Below are 18,268 nucleotides of genomic sequence, written 5' to 3' on the forward strand. Positions count from 1 at the left end.
GTGCGCGATGGAGCTGAACGTCGATCCGGTGGAACTCACCGGTGTCGCGTCGCGACTCGCCGGCCTGGCCCAGCGCGCCGACGCGGCGCTGGCCGCGTTGCCGGAGGGCTGGGTGCGGGCGCCCGCCGCCGATGCGATATCGCGGCACAAAGCCTTGCAGCACAACGAGAATCAGGCCGCGCCGCTGCTCAACGGGGTGACCGCGGTCACGTACGAGCTGCAACACACCGCGCACGAAATCGGGGCCTCTGCAGTGGATTACAGCTCGGCCGACGACGCGGGCGGACGCACAGTCGGCGGCGGTGGCGCCGATATACTCGCCAATCCGGTGCCGGAACCGGCGCCGCCGACCCTGCGCAGCCCGCCGCCCGCTCCCGCGACACCCGACGCGGCGACGGTGGACACGCTGAAACTGGCGGAGCAGCTGCGTGCCGGTCCCGGCATAGACCCGGCGACCAAGTTCACCGACGGTCTCCGCGGATTCCTCGACGGCGCGTTCCACGAGCTGACCGAAGGAATGGCGAACGAGGCGCGAACCTTGCGGCATTGGACTCCGGTCGGCGCGGCGGCCGCCGCCGACCTCGACCACCAGCGGCGCCTGCTGGAGCAATTCGGCGCCGGATTGCGCCGGCTGGCCCACGATGTCGACACCGACAGCGCGGCCTTCGTCACGGCGCGCGACAAACATCCGACGCCGGCAGAGATCAAAGCGACGCGCAAGGAGCTGCTCACCGCTATGCGTTCGAAGAACCCGGTCGCGCTCGAGCAGGCGATGGCCGAGTTCGAGGAGCAGAACGCGCGGTCGGCCGAAACGATCACCGGATATTCCGCCGCCGACCCGTTTGCCGACACGGCCGCGGATTCGGACAGCACGGGCGAGAGCTCCGGCATCGACATGAACACCGTGATGACGATGCTGCCCACCCTGCTCAGCGCGATATCGGCGGCGGCGCCCGCAGTCGATTCAGCCCTGTCCAATTACCCCGAAGACTACGGTTCCGGTGAGTACGGCGACTACGCGGATTACGGCGACTACGCGTTCCCGGATACCGGATATCCGGCCGAGACCGCGTCCGTGTCCGGGTCGTCCGGTGCGCCGCCGTTGCCCAGCTATGCCGAAGACTCGCCGGTCTCGAACACACCGGTGTTCACCGTGGGACCGATGCCGACGGCGGGCGCACCCACCCCCGCTGTCCAGCCCCCGCCGGGGCAGCAGCGGGCCCCCGTGATCGACCAGCTGTCCTCCGCCTCGTCGGCAGCAGCGGCGAACGCACGCGGCGGCATGCCGTACATGCCGATGATGCCTATGGCGCCGGGAGCCGGTGGTGCCGCTGGCGTACGCCCGCGCAATGTGGAGTGGAATCCCAACCGCCTCATGTTCGTCGACGACACCCCGCACACCGAGCAGGTGATCGGCGAACGTCCGACGATCGCCCCCACCGTGACACCGGCCACCCCCGCCCGGACCGACCCCGGGACGACGTCTTCTGGAGGCAGCGTATGACTGGAATACACCCCGATGTGCAAGCGGCACTGGACGCCGCCCGCGAACTGCGGCACCGGATCGCGGATCTGCGCGAGAAGATCGACGCCATCCGATCGCGCAGACCGTCGCCGAGCGGCGCGGTGATCCCCGAGGTGGACGCAATGGGCCGGCTCGTCGACCTCTATCTCGCCCCCGGAACCGCGGACCGGCTCAGCAACGACGAGCTGGTCGCCGAGATCATGGCAGCGATCCGGGAAAGCACCGACGACGCGGCCCGCCGGTATCAAAGCCTGATGGACACGGGCGATTGGCTGGACGCGGCCGATGCGGCCTTGGCCGGCACCGAGCCCGCGGAGCGACGGTGACCGGCCCCGCCCAGGTCAGTACCGGCGACACCATCCGCTGGCTGTACTCCGAGGGATTGGCGCGGCTGGCCGGTGTGGCCGGCCGGCTCGCCGCTCCCATCTCCGCTTACACCGTCGAGGTCGCCTCGGGAACCGTTGTCGCGCATCCGGCTACCGGAGTCGGGCTCGGTTCGGACGCGATGTCGCTGGCCGCCGACGACCTGCCCTTTCCGATGCACACGGCAAAGCGGCTGCTGGTCGTCGGCGTCACCACCGCGGCATCGGTGCTCGTCGTCGATCTCGCGGAGGTCGAGGCCGTCGCCATCAACGCCGAGCGGCCGGAGGAGGCGGCGCGGTCCTGGGTGATGCAGTTGCTGCTGAACCCGGAGGTCACCATCACGACCAACAGCGCCACGGTGACCATCGACGACACCCCCAGATGCAGGCATATCTTCATCCCCGGCGCGGGGGCGACGCTGATCACGGTGGACGACAAGCGGCCGCCGATCACCACGATCACGCTCAACGCGAGCAACGACGGCCCGGACCATCTCGATGTCGCGGCCGACGGTACCGGCGAGATGTATCTCGGTGCCCGATATTGGCAGCTGAGCCACTGCCTCATGCTGGACGAGACCGCTTGGGCGGCCTGGGCGGCGCAGGCCGCCCAGCTGTCGGACATCGAGGGCACCGCTGTGGACGCGCCGGGCGCGTCCGAAACAACCGGGGAGCAAAGCTGATGACCGAAGATCACCCGATCGACCGCGACGGATCCGAGCCTGGCGCACCGGACTGGCAAGCCGCGACATACGAGGTATTCAATCCCGAGAACACGGTGGGTGTCGCTTGCGATCGCGAGGGCTCGGTCATCGGCCTGTACGTCACCGACGAGGCCCGGGACAACGGAGATTCCTGGCTGTCCGCCGAGATCGTCCGGCTCGCTCGCCTCGCGCACGTGAAGTCCCGGGTGGGTCTGCGCGTCGAGATGGAGCGAAAAGGCACCCGGCCATACACCGTCGACTCCTTCGACCTGCCGACCAGCGCCGCGTACCGCGCGATGGAGGAAGCGGAATTCGGCACGCATCGATGAGTGGAGAGGAACCCTGGATGCTGGACATCGACGAGCCGAGCGAGGTGGTCGCGGCAGCCGGGAAGTTCTCCGGCGCGATCGCCGCGGCGGATCAGCGTGTCGCCGCGATCGTCGCGCAGCTCGTCGTGCCGGCCCGGCCCCGGTCGCCCCTGGACGCCGAACTCGTCCGCAGGCTCGACTGGATCAAGGATGTTCTGGGAAATGCCTTGGCGGACAGCGCGAACCGAGCGGACGCGACCTACCTGCGCGTGCGGCGGCTGATGGACGACCTCGTCGCCGCCGACGCGGACAACGGCGCACTCATCTGCCGATCTGGATCGACGTGACTGTCGGATGGTCGCCGTCGAGAGCCCGTATTGGCACCGTATCGTCGGTGAGCACTGGCCCGCGGTCGATCCGGCGCTGTGGCGTGAGCTGGAAACGATCGTGCGAGCCGGAGTGGCCGCCGGTCCGGCAGACGAGATCGCGCAGGCGCGGCGCGCCTTCGAGAACGCCGCACGGGCCAGCGCCGGTTTGTCGGCGGCCGATGCCGAAATGCGTGCTCAGTCAGTGACTTCGGCAGCGTTCACGGACGCGCTCGGCGCCGCCGCCGACACGTTTCGTGACATCGCGGAGCTGGTGTACCGGACCCGCAACAAGATCCTCGACATCGTCGATCATGCGACGGCCGGTATCCGGATCGCCGAGCGGCCATCGGACGAGGACGACCGGGAGACCACCGACGCTACCGCGGTACGGGAGCGGATCGACTGCCTGGTCGCCGAGGCGAGGGCGGCTGTCGAGGACGTGACGAGCAGCGCGATGAACTCGATCGATCCGTCCGGTCTGCCGTCGCTGGCCCGGGTCGCCGAGCTACTCGGTGCGCAAAGTCCTTGGCGCATAAGCAAACACGGATCCGTCGCCCCGGATGGGCCGGTTGAATCAGCGCCGCGTGCGCCGGTGAATCAGCCGGGCGCCGCGCGGGTGATACCGGTCGGCGACTCGGCAGACCTGTCCGCGCGAGACGCGTCGTCGATGCGCGCGACGCCGGATATGGCGTCGGAGACTGTTGCCGGGGCGCGCTTCTCGATGCCGGACACCGCCGATGTGGCGGCGGGCACGCAGCATTCGGCGGGGGATGGCGGGACAACGGATCCCGGGGCGCCGGGCCGGGCGGTCGTCGCGTCCGACGAGACCGAACCGGCGCCCGATGTCCCAGTGCACGCTGGGGCCGTGGCGCGGGTGGCGCCGGCGCAACTCCATCAGCCCGACCCGAGCCCGGACGTTCTCGCCGAACGACCCTCGGCGGTAACGGATTCGGCGACGACAGAGCTGGCGGCAACGACGGATTCGGCAACGATGGATTCGGTGACGACGGGTCCGACGACGGCCGGTCTGGTGACCGCGAATCCGGTGACGGCAGGTGCGATGATCCTGCCGCCGACCATGTCGGTGCCACCGCCCGGTGCGGTAGTCGCCGCCGGATTCGCCGCACCGCATGCTGCTCAGCCCGCCACCGTCCCGCAGGTGTCCGGACCACAACCGGCGTCGCGCGCGGACAACGTCCGAGCGGCTGCCGGCGCCGAGCCCGCCGCGAGTATCGCGGTGCCGGAGCACGTCAAGACGCCCGTCTCCGCGCAAGCGCGGCCGGATGACCGGCGAACCGGCACCGACGAATTGCTCGGCGCGGTGGTCGGCGCCGCGCTGGCCGCGGTCGCCGCGCCGGCGTTCATGGTCGGCGAACACGTCGACGCCGACCTGGTGCTGGTTCAGTCCCTGTTGAGCGGCACCCTGGCCGCCACGAACGCCGCGTTGCCGGTCGCGGCGTGGGCGGTGGCGGCGATGCGGCACGCGGGCGGCCTCACCGTGTTCATCACCTCGAACGAGGGACGCGGATACCTGCCCGCCGGATTGTTTCTGCCGCGCGAGCTGTCGACGCCATGGGATGGGAACCTGCCCGGTGACGAGGCATGGGAGGACATCGACGATCCGGCCCGGGTCTTGGCCGAATTCGGCGCGGTGTGGGCCGCACGGTCAGGGGCAACCATGACGGCGCTGGCCTCCTCGTCACCGATCGCCCCTCGGCTGGCCCACGCGCTGCCGGAGCTCCCGATGGCAGGTTCGGTGGTGGCGAGGTCGGAGCTGGATCTGAGCGCTCCGGGTCCAGGCCTGGTGGATCGGCTGGCCCTGGTCGGTTCGCCGGAGGTGAACGACCGGATCGCCGCCGTGCCGGCGAACGAGATCGCCGGTCGATGCTTGCGCCTGGCCGAGGACGCGCACGCCAGACTGGGTACCGCGGCCGCCGATCTGGCGGCCGACTTCGGTGTCCGGGCGCTGCGCGAGCGGATCCTCGCAGCGAGACAGCGGGGTCGCGGGATCGCCGAGCACTGGTTGCGCGAATTGGCGGACGCCGATGACCTGATCGCGGCGTCCATGCGGGCATGGCGGGTGGACGCGTCGAACACCGAACTCGGCCGATTGCAACCGCGCGGTCGCGCCGATCCGGAAGCCACGGCGTTGCGCCGCATGGTATTCGAGCGACGCTGCGATGAATTGGTCCTGCTCGCGGCCGGCCCGGGGGAGCGGCAGGATCTGCGTGACTCGATCTACGCCTACGCGCAGATCACCGAGCATCCACTGTTCACGGCCTCCATCAGACCCGGCCCCGGACACGAACGCCCAGGCTGACGCCGGTTCCCATGGTTGGGAAGCATCGACAATGAATGAAATCAGCACCCGAGAGGATTGACAGAACATGCCGGACAGCATGGAGATCGAACCCTCGGTACTGCGCGAGCTGGCTCTCCAACATGACCAGGTAGCCAGGGATACCCGGGAATGGGCAAAGCCGCCGACGCACTGGCTCGACACGTTCGAGTCGACCTACGGGAAGATCGCGGATCCCGTCCACCAGGCGCTCATCAGATACTACGAAGCCCGGCAGCGTGCCGGAAATGCCTTGGCGAAGGAACACGACGACACCGCGGCCGCGCTGCGGTCCTCGGCCGACGCCTATGAGCACGCCGACGCCGAGATCGGATCGTTCGTCAGCCGCACCGCGGAGCCGTTCGTCGAACCGAGTCCGGCCGCGCCGTTCCCGGCCAACGGCGCGGCGCCGAGCGTGCCCGCCGCCGAGGCGAACGGATCACGGGCGGCCTCGGCGCCGAATGGTGCCGCGCCCGTGGGTAATCCGCTGTCTGCGGCACAACAGCCTGCGGCCGAGCACCCGATAGACGGTGCGGCGGCGAAGACCGACTCCGCCGGTACCCCGACGGCGGGCCCGGTTTCGGCGCCCATCTCGGCCGGCGCTCCGCCCGGCCCGCCGGTCGGCGTGGACGCGGGCCCGATGCCCAGCTACGGCACCGGTGCCGATCGGGCGGAACCGCCCGGGCCCGCAGGCCCGGCACCGCATGTCGACGCGACACTGATACCGGTGCTGCCGCCGTTCCTCGCGGCGGCGCGGGCCGCGCGCGACCGTGCCGCCGAACCCGCCCATGTGGTGAACGAGGCGGACAATGAGGACCTGATCATTGCTCAGACCTTGCTCGGCGGCATTCTGGCGGCGACCGAGACCACCGCGGTCGGGCTCGACTGGGCCGTCGCGGTGGTGCGCGGCGCCGCGGGCGCGGGCATCTTCGTCACCTCCAACGAAGGTCGCGGCTGGTTGCCCGCCGGCTTGTTCTTGCCCAATGAGGTTTCGACGCCATGGATGTGGGATGGACCGGACGGCTTGCTCGGTGCCGACATCGGCGACGGCGGGTCACCGTGGGAAGGTGTGGCGGACCCGGCTCGGGTGCTCGCCGAGTTCGGGCTCGTGTGGGGCGGCAAGACCGACTCGCGGCTGTCCGCGCTGGCTTCCTCCGCTCCGCTGGCCGCCGACCTGCGAACCCAACTGAGCGATGTCGCCATGGCGGCGAACGTCGGTCCGGTCTACGAGCTCGACCTGCGAGTCTTCACGCCGGACACCACGGATCGGCTCGGGTTGGCCGGTTCGCCGGCCGCGGTGGAATCCACTGCGACGGTTCCGGATTCCGGGGTGCGTGCGCGGTGTGTGCAGCTGGCCGCCGACGCGCACAACCTGATGGGCCGTGCCGGATCGGCTGCCGCTGCGGCGGATTCGCGGCGGCTGCGGGAACGGATACTGGCACTGGCCGAGGTCGGCCAGGAGATATCTACGGAATCGTTCGACGAGCTGGCCGACGCGAACGACCTGCTGGTGGCGGAGATGCTGCCGTTGCGGGTCGACGCGCACCTGATCGAGCTCGGTGCCCTGCGGGTCGACGATCGGAGTTCGATCCTGCGCGCGCTCGTCTTCGAACGCCGGTGCAATGAGCTGGTACTGCTGCTGGCGGGCGAACCGACGCGTCAGTGTTTGCGCGATGCCGTGTACGCGCACGAGCAGATCGTCGGTCATCCGCAGTTCGTCGAGGCGCCTGCCGCGGTGGTGGCCGCGGACGCCGGACGGGTTGCGCAGGACGCCGCACGCGTCGCCGGATCCGCGGTCGGCGGCAAGGTGACCCCGCCGTCGGATGTGGCGCCGCCGCGCGTCACGCCCGAATCGTCCTGAGGGCGGCTGAGGAGTTTCGATGTCGCCGTCAACGTCCGAGGAACGACCGCAGGCCGATGCCGGCTCGGTGAATACCTCGAGTCTGCCTGCCGGGCAAGGGCTTTCGGTAGGACATGCGCTGCGCAACGGCGATTACACGCTGACCCTGCGCCCCGGCCCCGCGTCATCGCCGGGCGGGAGTTCGGCCACGGTGGTGCTGTCGAACACGGCCAGCGGTGTCGAGCGGACTGTGCCGTTGTACGGTGACTTCAAGGGCGACCTGAGCCACGCGGATCTGCGCCTGCTCGGCAACGGCGCGCTGTACCTCGTCAACGACGGGCCGATGATCGTGGCGCGCGATGGCGCGCCGCTCGACCTGGTGCTGCGCGAGGACGGGACGGTCGTCGCGACGAGCGGCGGATCCGACGTGCGCATGGTCTTCGACAATCAAGACGGCCGGCTCATCGAACTCCCGCTGCACCACCCGCTGGGTGAGTCGGCGGAACTGCGCGCGGCGATTCGGCTCGGCGAGCGATCGATCGACCGATTGGCGGATCCGTTGCGGCGCGGGCACCCGGCGACCGCGCCGGACGTCAGGAAGCTGCTGGTGGACGCGAAGCTGATCGATGCCAAGTCGCACTCCATCATGACCGACGCGTACGAACAACGAGTGACCGAGATAAACAAGGTCAGGGCGACGCTCAACGAAGGCGACACCACGGTCGTCGCGGATATCGCGAAGGTTCCCGACTCCGTGACCCGGGCGCTGGACGACATCAGGCACAAGGTCGACGACCTGAACAAGCGGATCGACGCCGCGGCGATCATCGGCATCCATCGACCGGGGGTGAATGGGCCATTCAGCGACACGTACACGGCGGACAACAAAATTCCGGCCTATGTGACGGACGGTCTGCTGCAATCGATCTACGACACCATCGGCGATGTGCAAACGAGAGTGGGCGAGGTCAAAGCAAAGATGGAGGCCGTCGGTCAGCGGATCGACAAAACCGCACCGGCGCACGCCGCGGGGCAAAGCATCGGGACAACGGCCGACGGGAGCCAGAGTCTCGGCCTTCCGACGACCGGAACCGAGCCGACCGGCCTCGACGAGGCAACAGGCCTGGACGGGGCGAACGGCTTGGACGGCGCGGTACGTGGCGCAAAGGCCACCGAAGCCGACATCCCCGCGTTGATCGATGCGCTGCACCGGAAAGCCGAGGGCGGCCGCGGCGCAGCTACGAACGCCAACGCCGCGAACGTGAATCCGATGGCATCGATGATGATTCCGGTGATGCTGACCCAGCTCGTGTCCACTTTGGCGCAGACGGCGAGCGGGCTGTTCGAACGCCAGCAGGACCGGCAGCGCGAGTTGGACCTGCAGAACAGCCAGAAGCAGCCGCAACCTGAGACGGTGCCGCCGGCCGCAGAGCCGGCCGCCCCCGTGCCGGCACCGACGACCACGCCACCGACGCCGCCTGCGAGCGTGGATCCGCCACTGCCGCCGCCGGTTTCCGCGCCACCGACGGTGGTCGACATGAGGCTCGGGGGTGTACAGCAGCAGGTGTCCTCGGTCGTCGCGCAGGCCGTGAACAAGGAAATGAGCAATCCGAACGGCAGTGACGCTGTCGCCGCGTATGCCGGTACCGCCGGTGAGCAGAGTTCGTGGGCCCCGGTCAGCGAGTCGCAGGTGCACACCGGCGATGTGGCGAAGTGGCAGTACCACACGGGCGTCGTGGTGATGATCAACGGAAAACTGCACATGATCGTCAATGGGGCCGTTGTCGAGCTCGATCCGCACAACCCGCCGGATGGCAGGCACGGTGCCTATGGAGACTTCGCCGGGTTCTTCCATCCGAGCGGCGTCGATGCGCCGCCCAAGATTTCCGCGCAGGTAGGGCCGCCGGGGTCGATCAGGCCACCAGACGCGCCCGCACCGCCGCCGGTGGTCGCGGCCCAGCGGCAGTGAGTCGTGCTCCGGGTACGGCTCGGCACGCCTGCGGACGTGCGCCGGCATTCGGCGGCGATCGCATCCGCTCCGGTCGCGTGGATGCGGCGAAATCCGGCCGGCAAACACCGCCTGTCACCGAATTGTACCGACCGGAGTTTATCTATTTCACGCACACCATGATGGAGTCATGATCGAAATATCGTCACCTGCAATAGATTACATTATGGTTTAGCCCCCACTTCTTCGTGTTCTTTCGTCCCACTATCCGATCTTCTCGCCGGTGGGAAGTCGAATTATCGGCAAACTGCCCGCAGTCGGCGCATAGTCGAATAAGACGGACGCCGGGTCGGGATGCGCGGAATACAGCCGATGTCACATATTGGTCAACCGAGGCTAGGAGGCGGTCGGATGAGTGACAGCGAGCCAGTCGAATGCTGCCCGGGCTGAGTATCGGCATGAGCGGGGTATTGCACTCGTTGCTCGGGCTATACGGCGAAGGCCGGCCCGACGCGCCGAATTCGGCGCCGCAGGCGCTGATGGCGGATCGCGGCTCGTCGGCCGGGCCGGGCGCGATCGGGTACGCGGACGCCCGCCACATGCAGGCGGCGGTCGCGGAATCGCATGCGGGCAAAGACGGCGTCGTCCACCAGGCGGTCAATACCTCTGGCGCGGGCACGATGAACGGCCGCAACCAGGTAGCGAATCAGATCGCGGACTTCGAGGCCCGGACCCGGGCTATCGCGTCCGTTGGTGATACCCGCTTCGCGGGCCCCGCGTTGCTGCACAGCGCGCAGCTGGCATTGGCGAACGCCACCAGGCAGGTCAACGCCGACACCGCGTCGGCACAGCAGCTCGCCGCGCAGATCGTCCCACCGGCCGCACCGCCGAAGCTGCGCCGGCGTGCCGCCCCGCCTCGCCGTCGCCGGCGGCGGGCATTGCGCTCGCAGGCGGTTGCCCGCGCGCGGTCACAGCCGCGGCATCTCGGCAGGCAGGTGCCCTCGGATGGCAGTGCGGGCGGCAATGCGGTCAGCATCGCCAGCGCACAGGTCGGCCTGCCGTACATCTGGGGCGGCGGCGGTGTGGGCGGACCGAGCGGTGGCGGTTTCGACTGCTCCGGGCTCACTCAGTACGCCATAGCGCAGGCCACGCACAACGAGGTGGTCCTGCCCCGGACGACATATGACCAGATTTACAGTGGCGAGCGGGTGCACCCCCAGGACGTGCGCCCGGGCGACCTGGTCTTTCCGGCGGACTCGTTCAGCAGCCGCGGACCCGAGCATGTCCAGCTGGCCGCGGGCAACGGCTGGGTGATCGAGGCACCGTCGCCCGGGTCGTCCGTCACCTGGTCCCGGATGCCGGGTAATGCCGTGGTCGTCCGGGTGCTCTGAGCCGATATCGACGGCCGTATTTTCGGGGGTTTTCTTTTTCGCGTGCCGCGCTTTCATTCTTCCCGGTGCTGGGAACGATCGCGGATCGGGCCTGATGGTGAGTGGCTATCGTTCGATGAGGCGAGATTCTCTGAAGGGAAGTCAGACTTGTCAGCGGCCGAAGACGCGTTTTATACGGGTGTGCAAAGTCTGGGGCTGTTGCCGGGCGGTGTGCGAAAAGAGCACGCGGCCGCGGCATTCAGAGCAGCAACCGACTTCGATCCGGACATGTGCGACGCCTGGCTCGGCCGGGCCATGGCCGGTGAGGTGACCGCAGAAGTTATTTATGGTGCCTATCGTTCGGTCCATAATCTGTATCGCGATCAGCAACGTGCGGGGCTGGTCGGCGGCGCTGTGTGGTGTCAGGTCGAGGTGGGCATCTACGGATTGCGGATGACCATGGCAAATCGTGACCAGATCGCCATCGCCCAAGCCTGCTCGTATGCCGAGGGCGGCGAATGGCAGGAGGCCGCCGATATTCTCGGCGAAATACCGGGCGACGAACTGGCGGGGTTCGTCCGTATGTCGCTGTGGTTCCGGACCGAACGCTGGCCGGATGTCATCGACGCGCGCAATCGCTCGCCGGTGCTCGAAGACAACGTGCTCGACATCGCCGCGGAATTGATGATGGCGCAGTCGCTGGCCAGCGTCGGCCGATTCGGTGAGGCGATGCCACGTACCCGCCGGATCGTGGAAGACAGTGCGTCCGGGAGCCTTTCCTACCTCTGGGCGGACGCGCATTTCCTGCTCGGAATGCTGCTGCGGCAGAACGGCGACCACGACGCGGCCGACAAAGTCCTTGCCGGACTGCAAGGTTCGGGGTTGTGGCCGCAGCGTGCGGTGTGGCAGCGCGCCGTCGCGGACAAGACCTATCGACTCGAAACGACCACCGCCGCGGTAATCGCGTCGCGGGCCGACCCGTGGGATCCCAAATCCGGCGACGATCCGGTCGAGGTAGCCGCCTCGACCGCACGCGCCGAACGCGAATCGCTGCTGGCGGAGGCCTCGGAACTCTTGCAGGCGCAGATCGGCATGGATTCGGTCAAGGACCAGGTCAACCGGCTGAAGTCGGGTGTGCTGATGGATCAGGTCCGGGCCAAACGCGGCCTCGCCGTCGACTTCCGTTCCCAGCACCTGATCTTTTCCGGGCCGCCCGGCACCGGCAAGACGACCATCGCCCGGGTGATCGCGAAAATCTTCGCCGGCCTCGGCGTCGTGGAGAACGCCGACGTGGTCGAGGTGTCCAGGACCGACCTGGTTGGCACCCATCTCGGACAGACGGCGCCCAAGACGAACGCGCTGATCGACTCCGCGGTGGGCGGCGTGCTGTTCATCGATGAGGCGTACACGCTGATTCAGGAGGGCCTTTCGGGCGGTGACGCCTTCGGCAAGGAAGCCGTCGACACCCTGCTGGCCCGGATGGAGAACGATCGGGACAAGCTGGTCGTGATCATCGCGGGCTACGAGGACGAGATCGATCGGTTCCTGGCGTCCAACGACGGACTCCGCTCCCGGTTCACCAAGCGGATCCGGTTCCCGAGCTACGCCGCCGACGAACTCGTGCTGATCGCCGAACACATTGCCCGCAAGAAGGATTCGATCCTGTCCGAGCAGGCGCGCGAGATCTTGCAGGAGCGCTGCGCCGAACTGTCCACGCAGAGCAGGGACGGCAGGCGCCGGATCGACCTGGTCGGCAACGGGCGGTTCGTGCGCAACGTGATCGAGGCCGCCGAAGCGGAGCGGGATTACCGATTCACCAGAGACCACATCGATGTCGCCGCCATGTCCGACGAGGAACTGATGACGATCGATGCCTTCGACATCGCCGCCGCGCTGACCAGCCTGGCGCCGGCGGGCGGGTGAGCCGATGCCGCGCTTCCGGGTGGTGACCAAACATCAGGTCTCGGGGTGGCGATTCCTGCTGCACCGCATCGAGCACGCGCTGGTGCGCCGCGACGCATCGATGATCGACGATCCGCAACGCGGCCGGTCGACCGCCTTGGCGATCGGCATCGCACTCGCCTGCGTGGTAATCGCCGGCGCCGCCGTGCTGTCGTTCTTCAAGCCGGACAAGAAGGTCGGCGACGCGAAAATCGTGGCGGAGAAGGAGACCGGTGCGTTGTTCGTCCGGGTCGGTGACCGCATGCATCCGGCGCTCAATCTGACCTCGGCCCGGTTGATCATCGGCACGCCGGACAATCCGGTCGCTGTCTCGCGCGATGAACTGGCGAAGTTTCCGCGTGGCCCGTGGGTCGGCATCCCGGGAGCGCCGGGCGCCATCGCCGATTCGGGTGACCGGGATTCCTCGTGGGCGGTCTGCGATTCGGCGCGTACGGGAGCGAACGCTCCGGTCGACCCGTCGACCGGCCTGCCCGCGGCCGCCCGCTCCGCGGTGCGGACCACCGCGATCGGCGGCCCGCTGACCGTCGACGGCACTGCGGTGCGGGAATTGGCGCTCGGCGAGGCCCGGTTGTTGCGCGGCGGCGGCGGTAGCTGGCTGGTTTACCGAGATCCCGTACAGGGAGTGGTACGGGCCGCGATCGATCTGTCCGATTCATCCGTGACCCTGGCCCTCGGCATCGACTCGGCCGCTCCGGTGTCCGCCGCCTCGCCGGGATTGCTCAGCGCGATCACCGAGGTCGCTCGGCTACAGGTTCCGGACGTCCCCGGCGCAGGCCAATCGATCACCCTCGCCTCCGGTCTCACCGTCGCCATCGGCTCGGTGCTGACGGTGCCCGCCGGCGATCAGAGCGTGACGTATTACCTGGTCTCGCAGACCGGTGTGGTCCGGGTCAGCCAGGTGCTCGCGTCGATGCTGCGCAATGCCGACTCGCACGGCGCCGTCTCAGCCAGAACGGTCGGCCCCGACGTGATCGCGGCCAACCTGCGCCCCGGGACCTGGCCCGGCGTCGCGACCTTTCCGAGCCAGCCGATTCGGCTCCTCGATCCGGCGGCCTTCGCGGTGACCTGCTATCACTGGTCGCGTCCCGGTGGCGCGGCGAGTGCGACCACATCGCTTCTGGTCGGCAGGCAATTGCCGCTGACCACCGGCGAACAGGCGAGCGCGGTCGCGCTGGTCACCGCGCCGTCCTCGGGCGGCGAGATCGCCGACGCGGCCTACCTGCCGCGCACCACCGGAAGGTTTGTCCAGGTCACCGGCTCGGACCCGAATTCACCGCTGCGCGAATCGCTGTTCTGGATCTCCGACAGCGGCGTCCGGTACGGCATCGACATCGATCGCTCGGCCAATTCCGGCATCGATCCGACCTTGTCCGCCTTGGCCTTACGCACACCGGTGCTCGCACCGTGGAGCGTCGTGTCCCTCTTCGCGACCGGCCCGACCCTGTCGCAGCGGGACGCGCGTATTCAGCACGACGGCATGCCGCCGAACGCGGTCGTCGCCGGATTGGCAGGAGCCCGATGACGAGTACCCGACGGTTCGTGCGACCGGCCAGGGCGGTGCGCGGCCCGAAGGCGCCCGCGGTCACCGAGTTACGCCTGGAGCCACCTACCGAACTGCCCAAACCTGTGCCCATGTCGCGGCTGCGGATGATCATGCCGGTGGTCATGTTCGCGGCTATGGCCGGAATGATGGTGCTGATGTTCCGCGGCGGCGGCGGCATGTCGCCGATGTCGCTGTTCTTCCCGGTGATGATGGTCGTCTCGATGTTCGGCATGATGGGCGGCTCGGCATTGGGTGGCGGCGGTGCGGGCGGCGCGGCGGGCCTCAACGAGGAGCGCAAGGACTATCTGCGCAGCATCACCGACAATCGCAAGACCGTGCATCAGGCGGAGACGGAACTGCACGCCTACTTGCGCTACGTCCATCCGGGGCCGCTCGAGATCGGCCGTTTGATCGGCGGCAAACGCATGTGGGAGGTGCAGGTCGGGAGCCCGCAGTTCCTTCGGGTCAGGGTCGGCCGTGGCCGGATCGCGAATCAGGTACGGGTGATCGTGCCCGAAGCGGCGCCCACCTCGGATCTGGACCCGGTCGGCGTGGTGGAACTGACGCGCTTCGCGAAGGCGTATTCGACCGTGGGCGGCATGCCGGTCGCGATCAACCTGCTCTCCGTGCCCGAGGTGGAGATCGACGGTACGGCAACGGCATTGGCGGATCTGGTCCGGGCGATGATCGCGGAGGTGGTCGTGCTGCACGGCCCGGATCAGGTCGCGGTCGCCGCGGTGTTGTCCGATCCCGATTCGCCGGAATGGTCCTGGCTCAAGTGGATTCCGCACACCCAGCACCCCATCGACACCGATGCGATCGGCTCCAGCCGAATGGTCTATCGCACGGTCGCCGAGCTGCGGGCCAAGGTGCTCGCCGGGCTCAACCGCGGCCCCTTCTCGGCCAACAACGAGCCGACCCTGGACCGCACCCACTATCTGCTGATCGTCGATGTCGGCGGACCGGCCACCGACCGCGATATCTCCGGGATCGACGGTTGTACCTGGCTGCGCCTCGGCGCCGCGGAGCAGAGTCTGCCCCGGGCGCTGCGCTTCACGCTGTCCGGTGACCGGTCGCTGAACGAGGTGACCGCGCGGGGCATCCGCCGGGTCGGCGTCGCGGACGCGATGTCCGCGTCCGCGGTCCGCGCGCTGGCCAGAAGCCTGTCGGCGTACCGCCTTTCGACGGTGGTCGAGGCGGTGGCCGCCGAGCAGGCGGGCGGCGGGTCCTCGTGGGAGGAGATGGTCGGCGTCGACCCCGGCGCGCTGCGCGTCGAACGACTGTGGCCGCGGCGCCGGGACAACGATCGGACCAGGCTGAACATCCCGTTCGGCCACGATCCGACCGGTGGCGTCGTGCATCTCGACATCAAGGAATCCGCCGAGGAGGGCATGGGCCCGCACGGCATGTGTATCGGCGCCACCGGCTCGGGTAAGTCGGAATTCCTGCGCACCCTTGTCCTTTCGGCGGTGGCCACGCACTCGCCCGACACGTTGAATCTGTTGCTCGTCGACTTCAAGGGCGGTGCGACGTTTCTCGGCTTCGATCGGCTGTCGCACGTGACCGCCGTGGTCACGAACATGGAGGAAGAGGCCGACCTGGTCACCCGCATGGAGGACGTGATCAACGGCGAAATGGCCCGGCGCCAACGGATTCTGCGGGACGCGGGAAATTTCGCCAGCGTGGCCGACTATGAACGAGCCAGGGAGCAGGGCGCCGACCTGCCACCGCTGCCGACCTTGCTGATCGTGCTCGACGAGTTCGCCGAGTTGCTCGAGCAGTATCCGAGTTTCGCGAAACTGTTCGTCGCCATCGGCCGCCTCGGGCGATCGTTGCGCATCCACCTGTTACTCGCCTCGCAGAAGGTGCCCGCGAACCGGATGGGCGAGCTCGAGGCGCACCTGTCATATCGAGTTGCCTTGCGCACCAACCAAACCAGCGATTCGCGCGATGCCATCGGCACCGCCGACGCGTACCATCTGCCGAAGAAGCCCGGGTCGGGTTATCTGCGCGTCGGCTCCGGCGACCTGCAACGATTCCAGGCCGCGTATGTCGGTGAGCCCTACATCGCGCCGGTGCAGGCCGCCTCGGTGACCGCGCAGCGGGTGCGCCGCGCGGGTGGCGCGTATCGCGCACCGCAACTGTTCACCGCGGCGCGCATCAACGATGTTCGTTCGGCGCCGGTCGTAGAGCCCGTGCCGAGCACGCCGCTGCCGGTGCCGGACGACGGCGAACAGCCGACCATCATGGAATGGGTATTGCAGCAGCTCGCCGGGCACGGCAGGCCTGCGCACAAGATGTGGCTGCCGCCGCTGAATGTGCCGGCGACGCTTGATCAGCTGAGCCAATCCGTGACGCCGGGAGCGCTGCGCATCCCGATGGCGGTCATCGACAAACCCCGGCAGCAACGCCAGGACGTCTGGTCGGTCGACCTGTCCGCGGCGGGCGGGCACGTGGCCATCGTCGGCGGCCCGCAATCCGGCAAATCAACTGCGCTGCAAACACTTATCCTGTCCGCCGCGCTCACCCACAGCACCGAGCAAGTGCAGTTCTATTGTCTGGACTTCGCCGGCGGCCTGTCCGCGTTGCGCGGGTTGCCGCATGTCGGGTCCATCGCCGCGGCCCGTGAGGTGGACCGGGTTCGGCGCACGTTCGCGCTGATCACCAATCTGATCGCCAGCAGGCAGGCGCTGTTCGCCGAGCTCGGCATCGACGGCATGCGGGAGTTCCGCCGGCGACGCAACTCGGCCGCGGAATCGGCGGAACTCATCGCCCGGGGGGACGCGCATGGCGATGTTTTCCTCGTCGTAGACGGATGGGATATCGGCTTCGCGGTCAACGGACCGTACTTCGACGAGTATCTGCCGGTGATGGAGTCGATCGCGGTGCAGGGCCTGAACTATGGCGTCCATCTGATCATCGGCAGCTCGCGCTGGGCGACGATTCGCCCGGCCGTGAAGGATCTGTTGCAGACGAAATTGGAGCTGCGCCTCGGCGACCTGACCGACACGGTTTTCACCGGACATCGAGGGGTGGTGGGCGCAATACCACCCGATCGTCCGGGACGGTGCGTCTCAACCGAGGCCTTGCACATGCTGACGGCGTTGCCGCGCACCGACGGGGTCACCGATGCCGAGTCGGCCGGCGAGGGGCTCGCGGCCGCGATCGAGGAGATCAACCGGTCGCAGCCGGCCCACCCGGTGCCCGAGGTGAAACTGCTGCCCGCACACGTCTCCCTGGCCGAGATCCGGGCGGACTGGCCGGATCCGAGCAGCCTCGCCACGCGCCTCGTGGTGCCGTTCGGTGTCCGTGAATCCGACCTTCGTCCGGCCGCCATCGACTTCGGCGTTTCGACACATCTGATCGTGCTCGGCTCCTCGGGCTGTGGCAAGTCCACGGTGCTCTCGGCGCTGCTGGAGTCGATCCGGCTGCAATTCGACAAGGATCAGGCCCGGGTGCTGTTGATCGACTACCGGCGCAGGCACATCGACGCCATACCTGATGATCAGTTGATCGGCTATCTCACCAGCGAGCGGGACGTGGCCGACGCGTTGCCCGCGTTCGCGATGAAGATGCGCGAGCGCCGGCCACCCGACGGCGTCACCGCGCAGCAGCTCAGGCAGCGCTCGTGGTGGACCGGCCCGGAGATCTTCGTGGTCATCGACGATTACCACATGGTCGCCCAGCGCGGCATGCTCAATCCGCTGGACGCGCTGCGCGACGTCGTGGTCGACGGCCGGGATACCGGACTGCACGTCATCGTCGCGCGCAGTATCGCGCAGGCCGATACCGCCATGTACGACAACGTGCTCGGCCAGATCAAGAATCTGAACTCGTCGGGTTTCATTATGGACGGTTCGAAGCTGGACGGCATGCTCGTCGGCGACGTGAAACCAGCGAAACAGCCGACCGGGCGCGGGATTTTTGTCGAGCCATTGTATTCGCGCCGAGACCTGGTGCAATCGGCGTCGACGCTGCGTGACTAACCGGGGACGCCATT

12 protein-coding genes are annotated in these 18,268 nt (G+C 68.3%); all 12 read left to right on the forward strand.

What is annotated here, in order from left to right; genetic code table 11:
• Positions 1-7: 7 nt before the first annotated feature.
• The 12 genes from F3087_RS40250 to eccCa all read left to right on the forward strand — a co-directional run bounded on the left by F3087_RS40250 (position 8) and on the right by eccCa (position 18,254).
• Complete coding sequence (locus tag F3087_RS40250) at positions 8-1,504, forward strand: PPE domain-containing protein (RefSeq protein ID WP_150407426.1); 1,497 nt, start codon at positions 8-10, stop codon at positions 1,502-1,504.
• Positions 1,501-1,851 (forward strand): hypothetical protein, encoded by a 351-nt coding sequence (locus F3087_RS40255; protein ID WP_150407427.1) that lies wholly within the window; start codon positions 1,501-1,503, stop codon positions 1,849-1,851. The genes F3087_RS40250 and F3087_RS40255 overlap by 4 nt, the downstream gene beginning before the upstream one ends.
• Positions 1,848-2,570 (forward strand): hypothetical protein, encoded by a 723-nt coding sequence (locus tag F3087_RS40260; RefSeq protein ID WP_191094384.1) that lies wholly within the window; start codon positions 1,848-1,850, stop codon positions 2,568-2,570. Before F3087_RS40255 ends, F3087_RS40260 begins: the two co-directional genes overlap by 4 nt.
• On the forward strand, positions 2,570-2,920 hold the full coding sequence (locus tag F3087_RS40265) for a hypothetical protein (RefSeq protein WP_150407428.1): 351 nt from the start codon (positions 2,570-2,572) through the stop codon (positions 2,918-2,920). Before F3087_RS40260 ends, F3087_RS40265 begins: the two co-directional genes overlap by 1 nt.
• 17 nt (positions 2,921-2,937) lie before the next feature.
• Entirely contained in the window at positions 2,938-3,246 is a 309-nt protein-coding gene (locus F3087_RS40270; RefSeq protein WP_150407429.1) for a hypothetical protein, read from the forward strand.
• A gap of 7 nt (positions 3,247-3,253) precedes the next feature.
• A complete protein-coding gene (locus F3087_RS40275; protein WP_150407430.1) occupies positions 3,254-5,587 on the forward strand; it encodes a hypothetical protein in 2,334 nt (777 codons plus the stop codon).
• A 67-nt stretch (positions 5,588-5,654) separates the two neighbouring features.
• Positions 5,655-7,466, forward strand: coding sequence for a type VII secretion target (locus tag F3087_RS40280; RefSeq protein WP_150407431.1), 1,812 nt, complete (start codon positions 5,655-5,657; stop codon positions 7,464-7,466).
• Positions 7,467-7,485: 19 nt separating this feature from the next.
• The gene (locus F3087_RS40285) at positions 7,486-9,414 is read left to right on the forward strand and encodes a hypothetical protein (protein WP_150407432.1); all 1,929 of its coding nucleotides are present in this window, start codon (positions 7,486-7,488) and stop codon (positions 9,412-9,414) included.
• Between the two features lie 437 nt (positions 9,415-9,851).
• Positions 9,852-10,784, forward strand: coding sequence for a C40 family peptidase (locus tag F3087_RS47355; protein WP_317983958.1), 933 nt, complete (start codon positions 9,852-9,854; stop codon positions 10,782-10,784).
• 180 nt (positions 10,785-10,964) lie between these two features.
• A complete protein-coding gene (gene eccA / locus F3087_RS40295; protein WP_223885715.1) occupies positions 10,965-12,686 on the forward strand; it encodes a type VII secretion AAA-ATPase EccA in 1,722 nt (573 codons plus the stop codon).
• 4 nt (positions 12,687-12,690) lie between these two features.
• On the forward strand, positions 12,691-14,247 hold the full coding sequence (gene eccB / locus F3087_RS40300; RefSeq protein ID WP_150407435.1) for a type VII secretion protein EccB: 1,557 nt from the start codon (positions 12,691-12,693) through the stop codon (positions 14,245-14,247).
• Entirely contained in the window at positions 14,244-18,254 is a 4,011-nt protein-coding gene (eccCa, locus tag F3087_RS40305) for a type VII secretion protein EccCa (protein ID WP_150407436.1), read from the forward strand. Before eccB ends, eccCa begins: the two co-directional genes overlap by 4 nt.
• Positions 18,255-18,268 lie beyond the last annotated feature (14 nt).

Origin of the sequence: Nocardia colli, assembly GCF_008704205.1 — a bacterium.
GTDB lineage: Bacteria > Actinomycetota > Actinomycetes > Mycobacteriales > Mycobacteriaceae > Nocardia > Nocardia colli.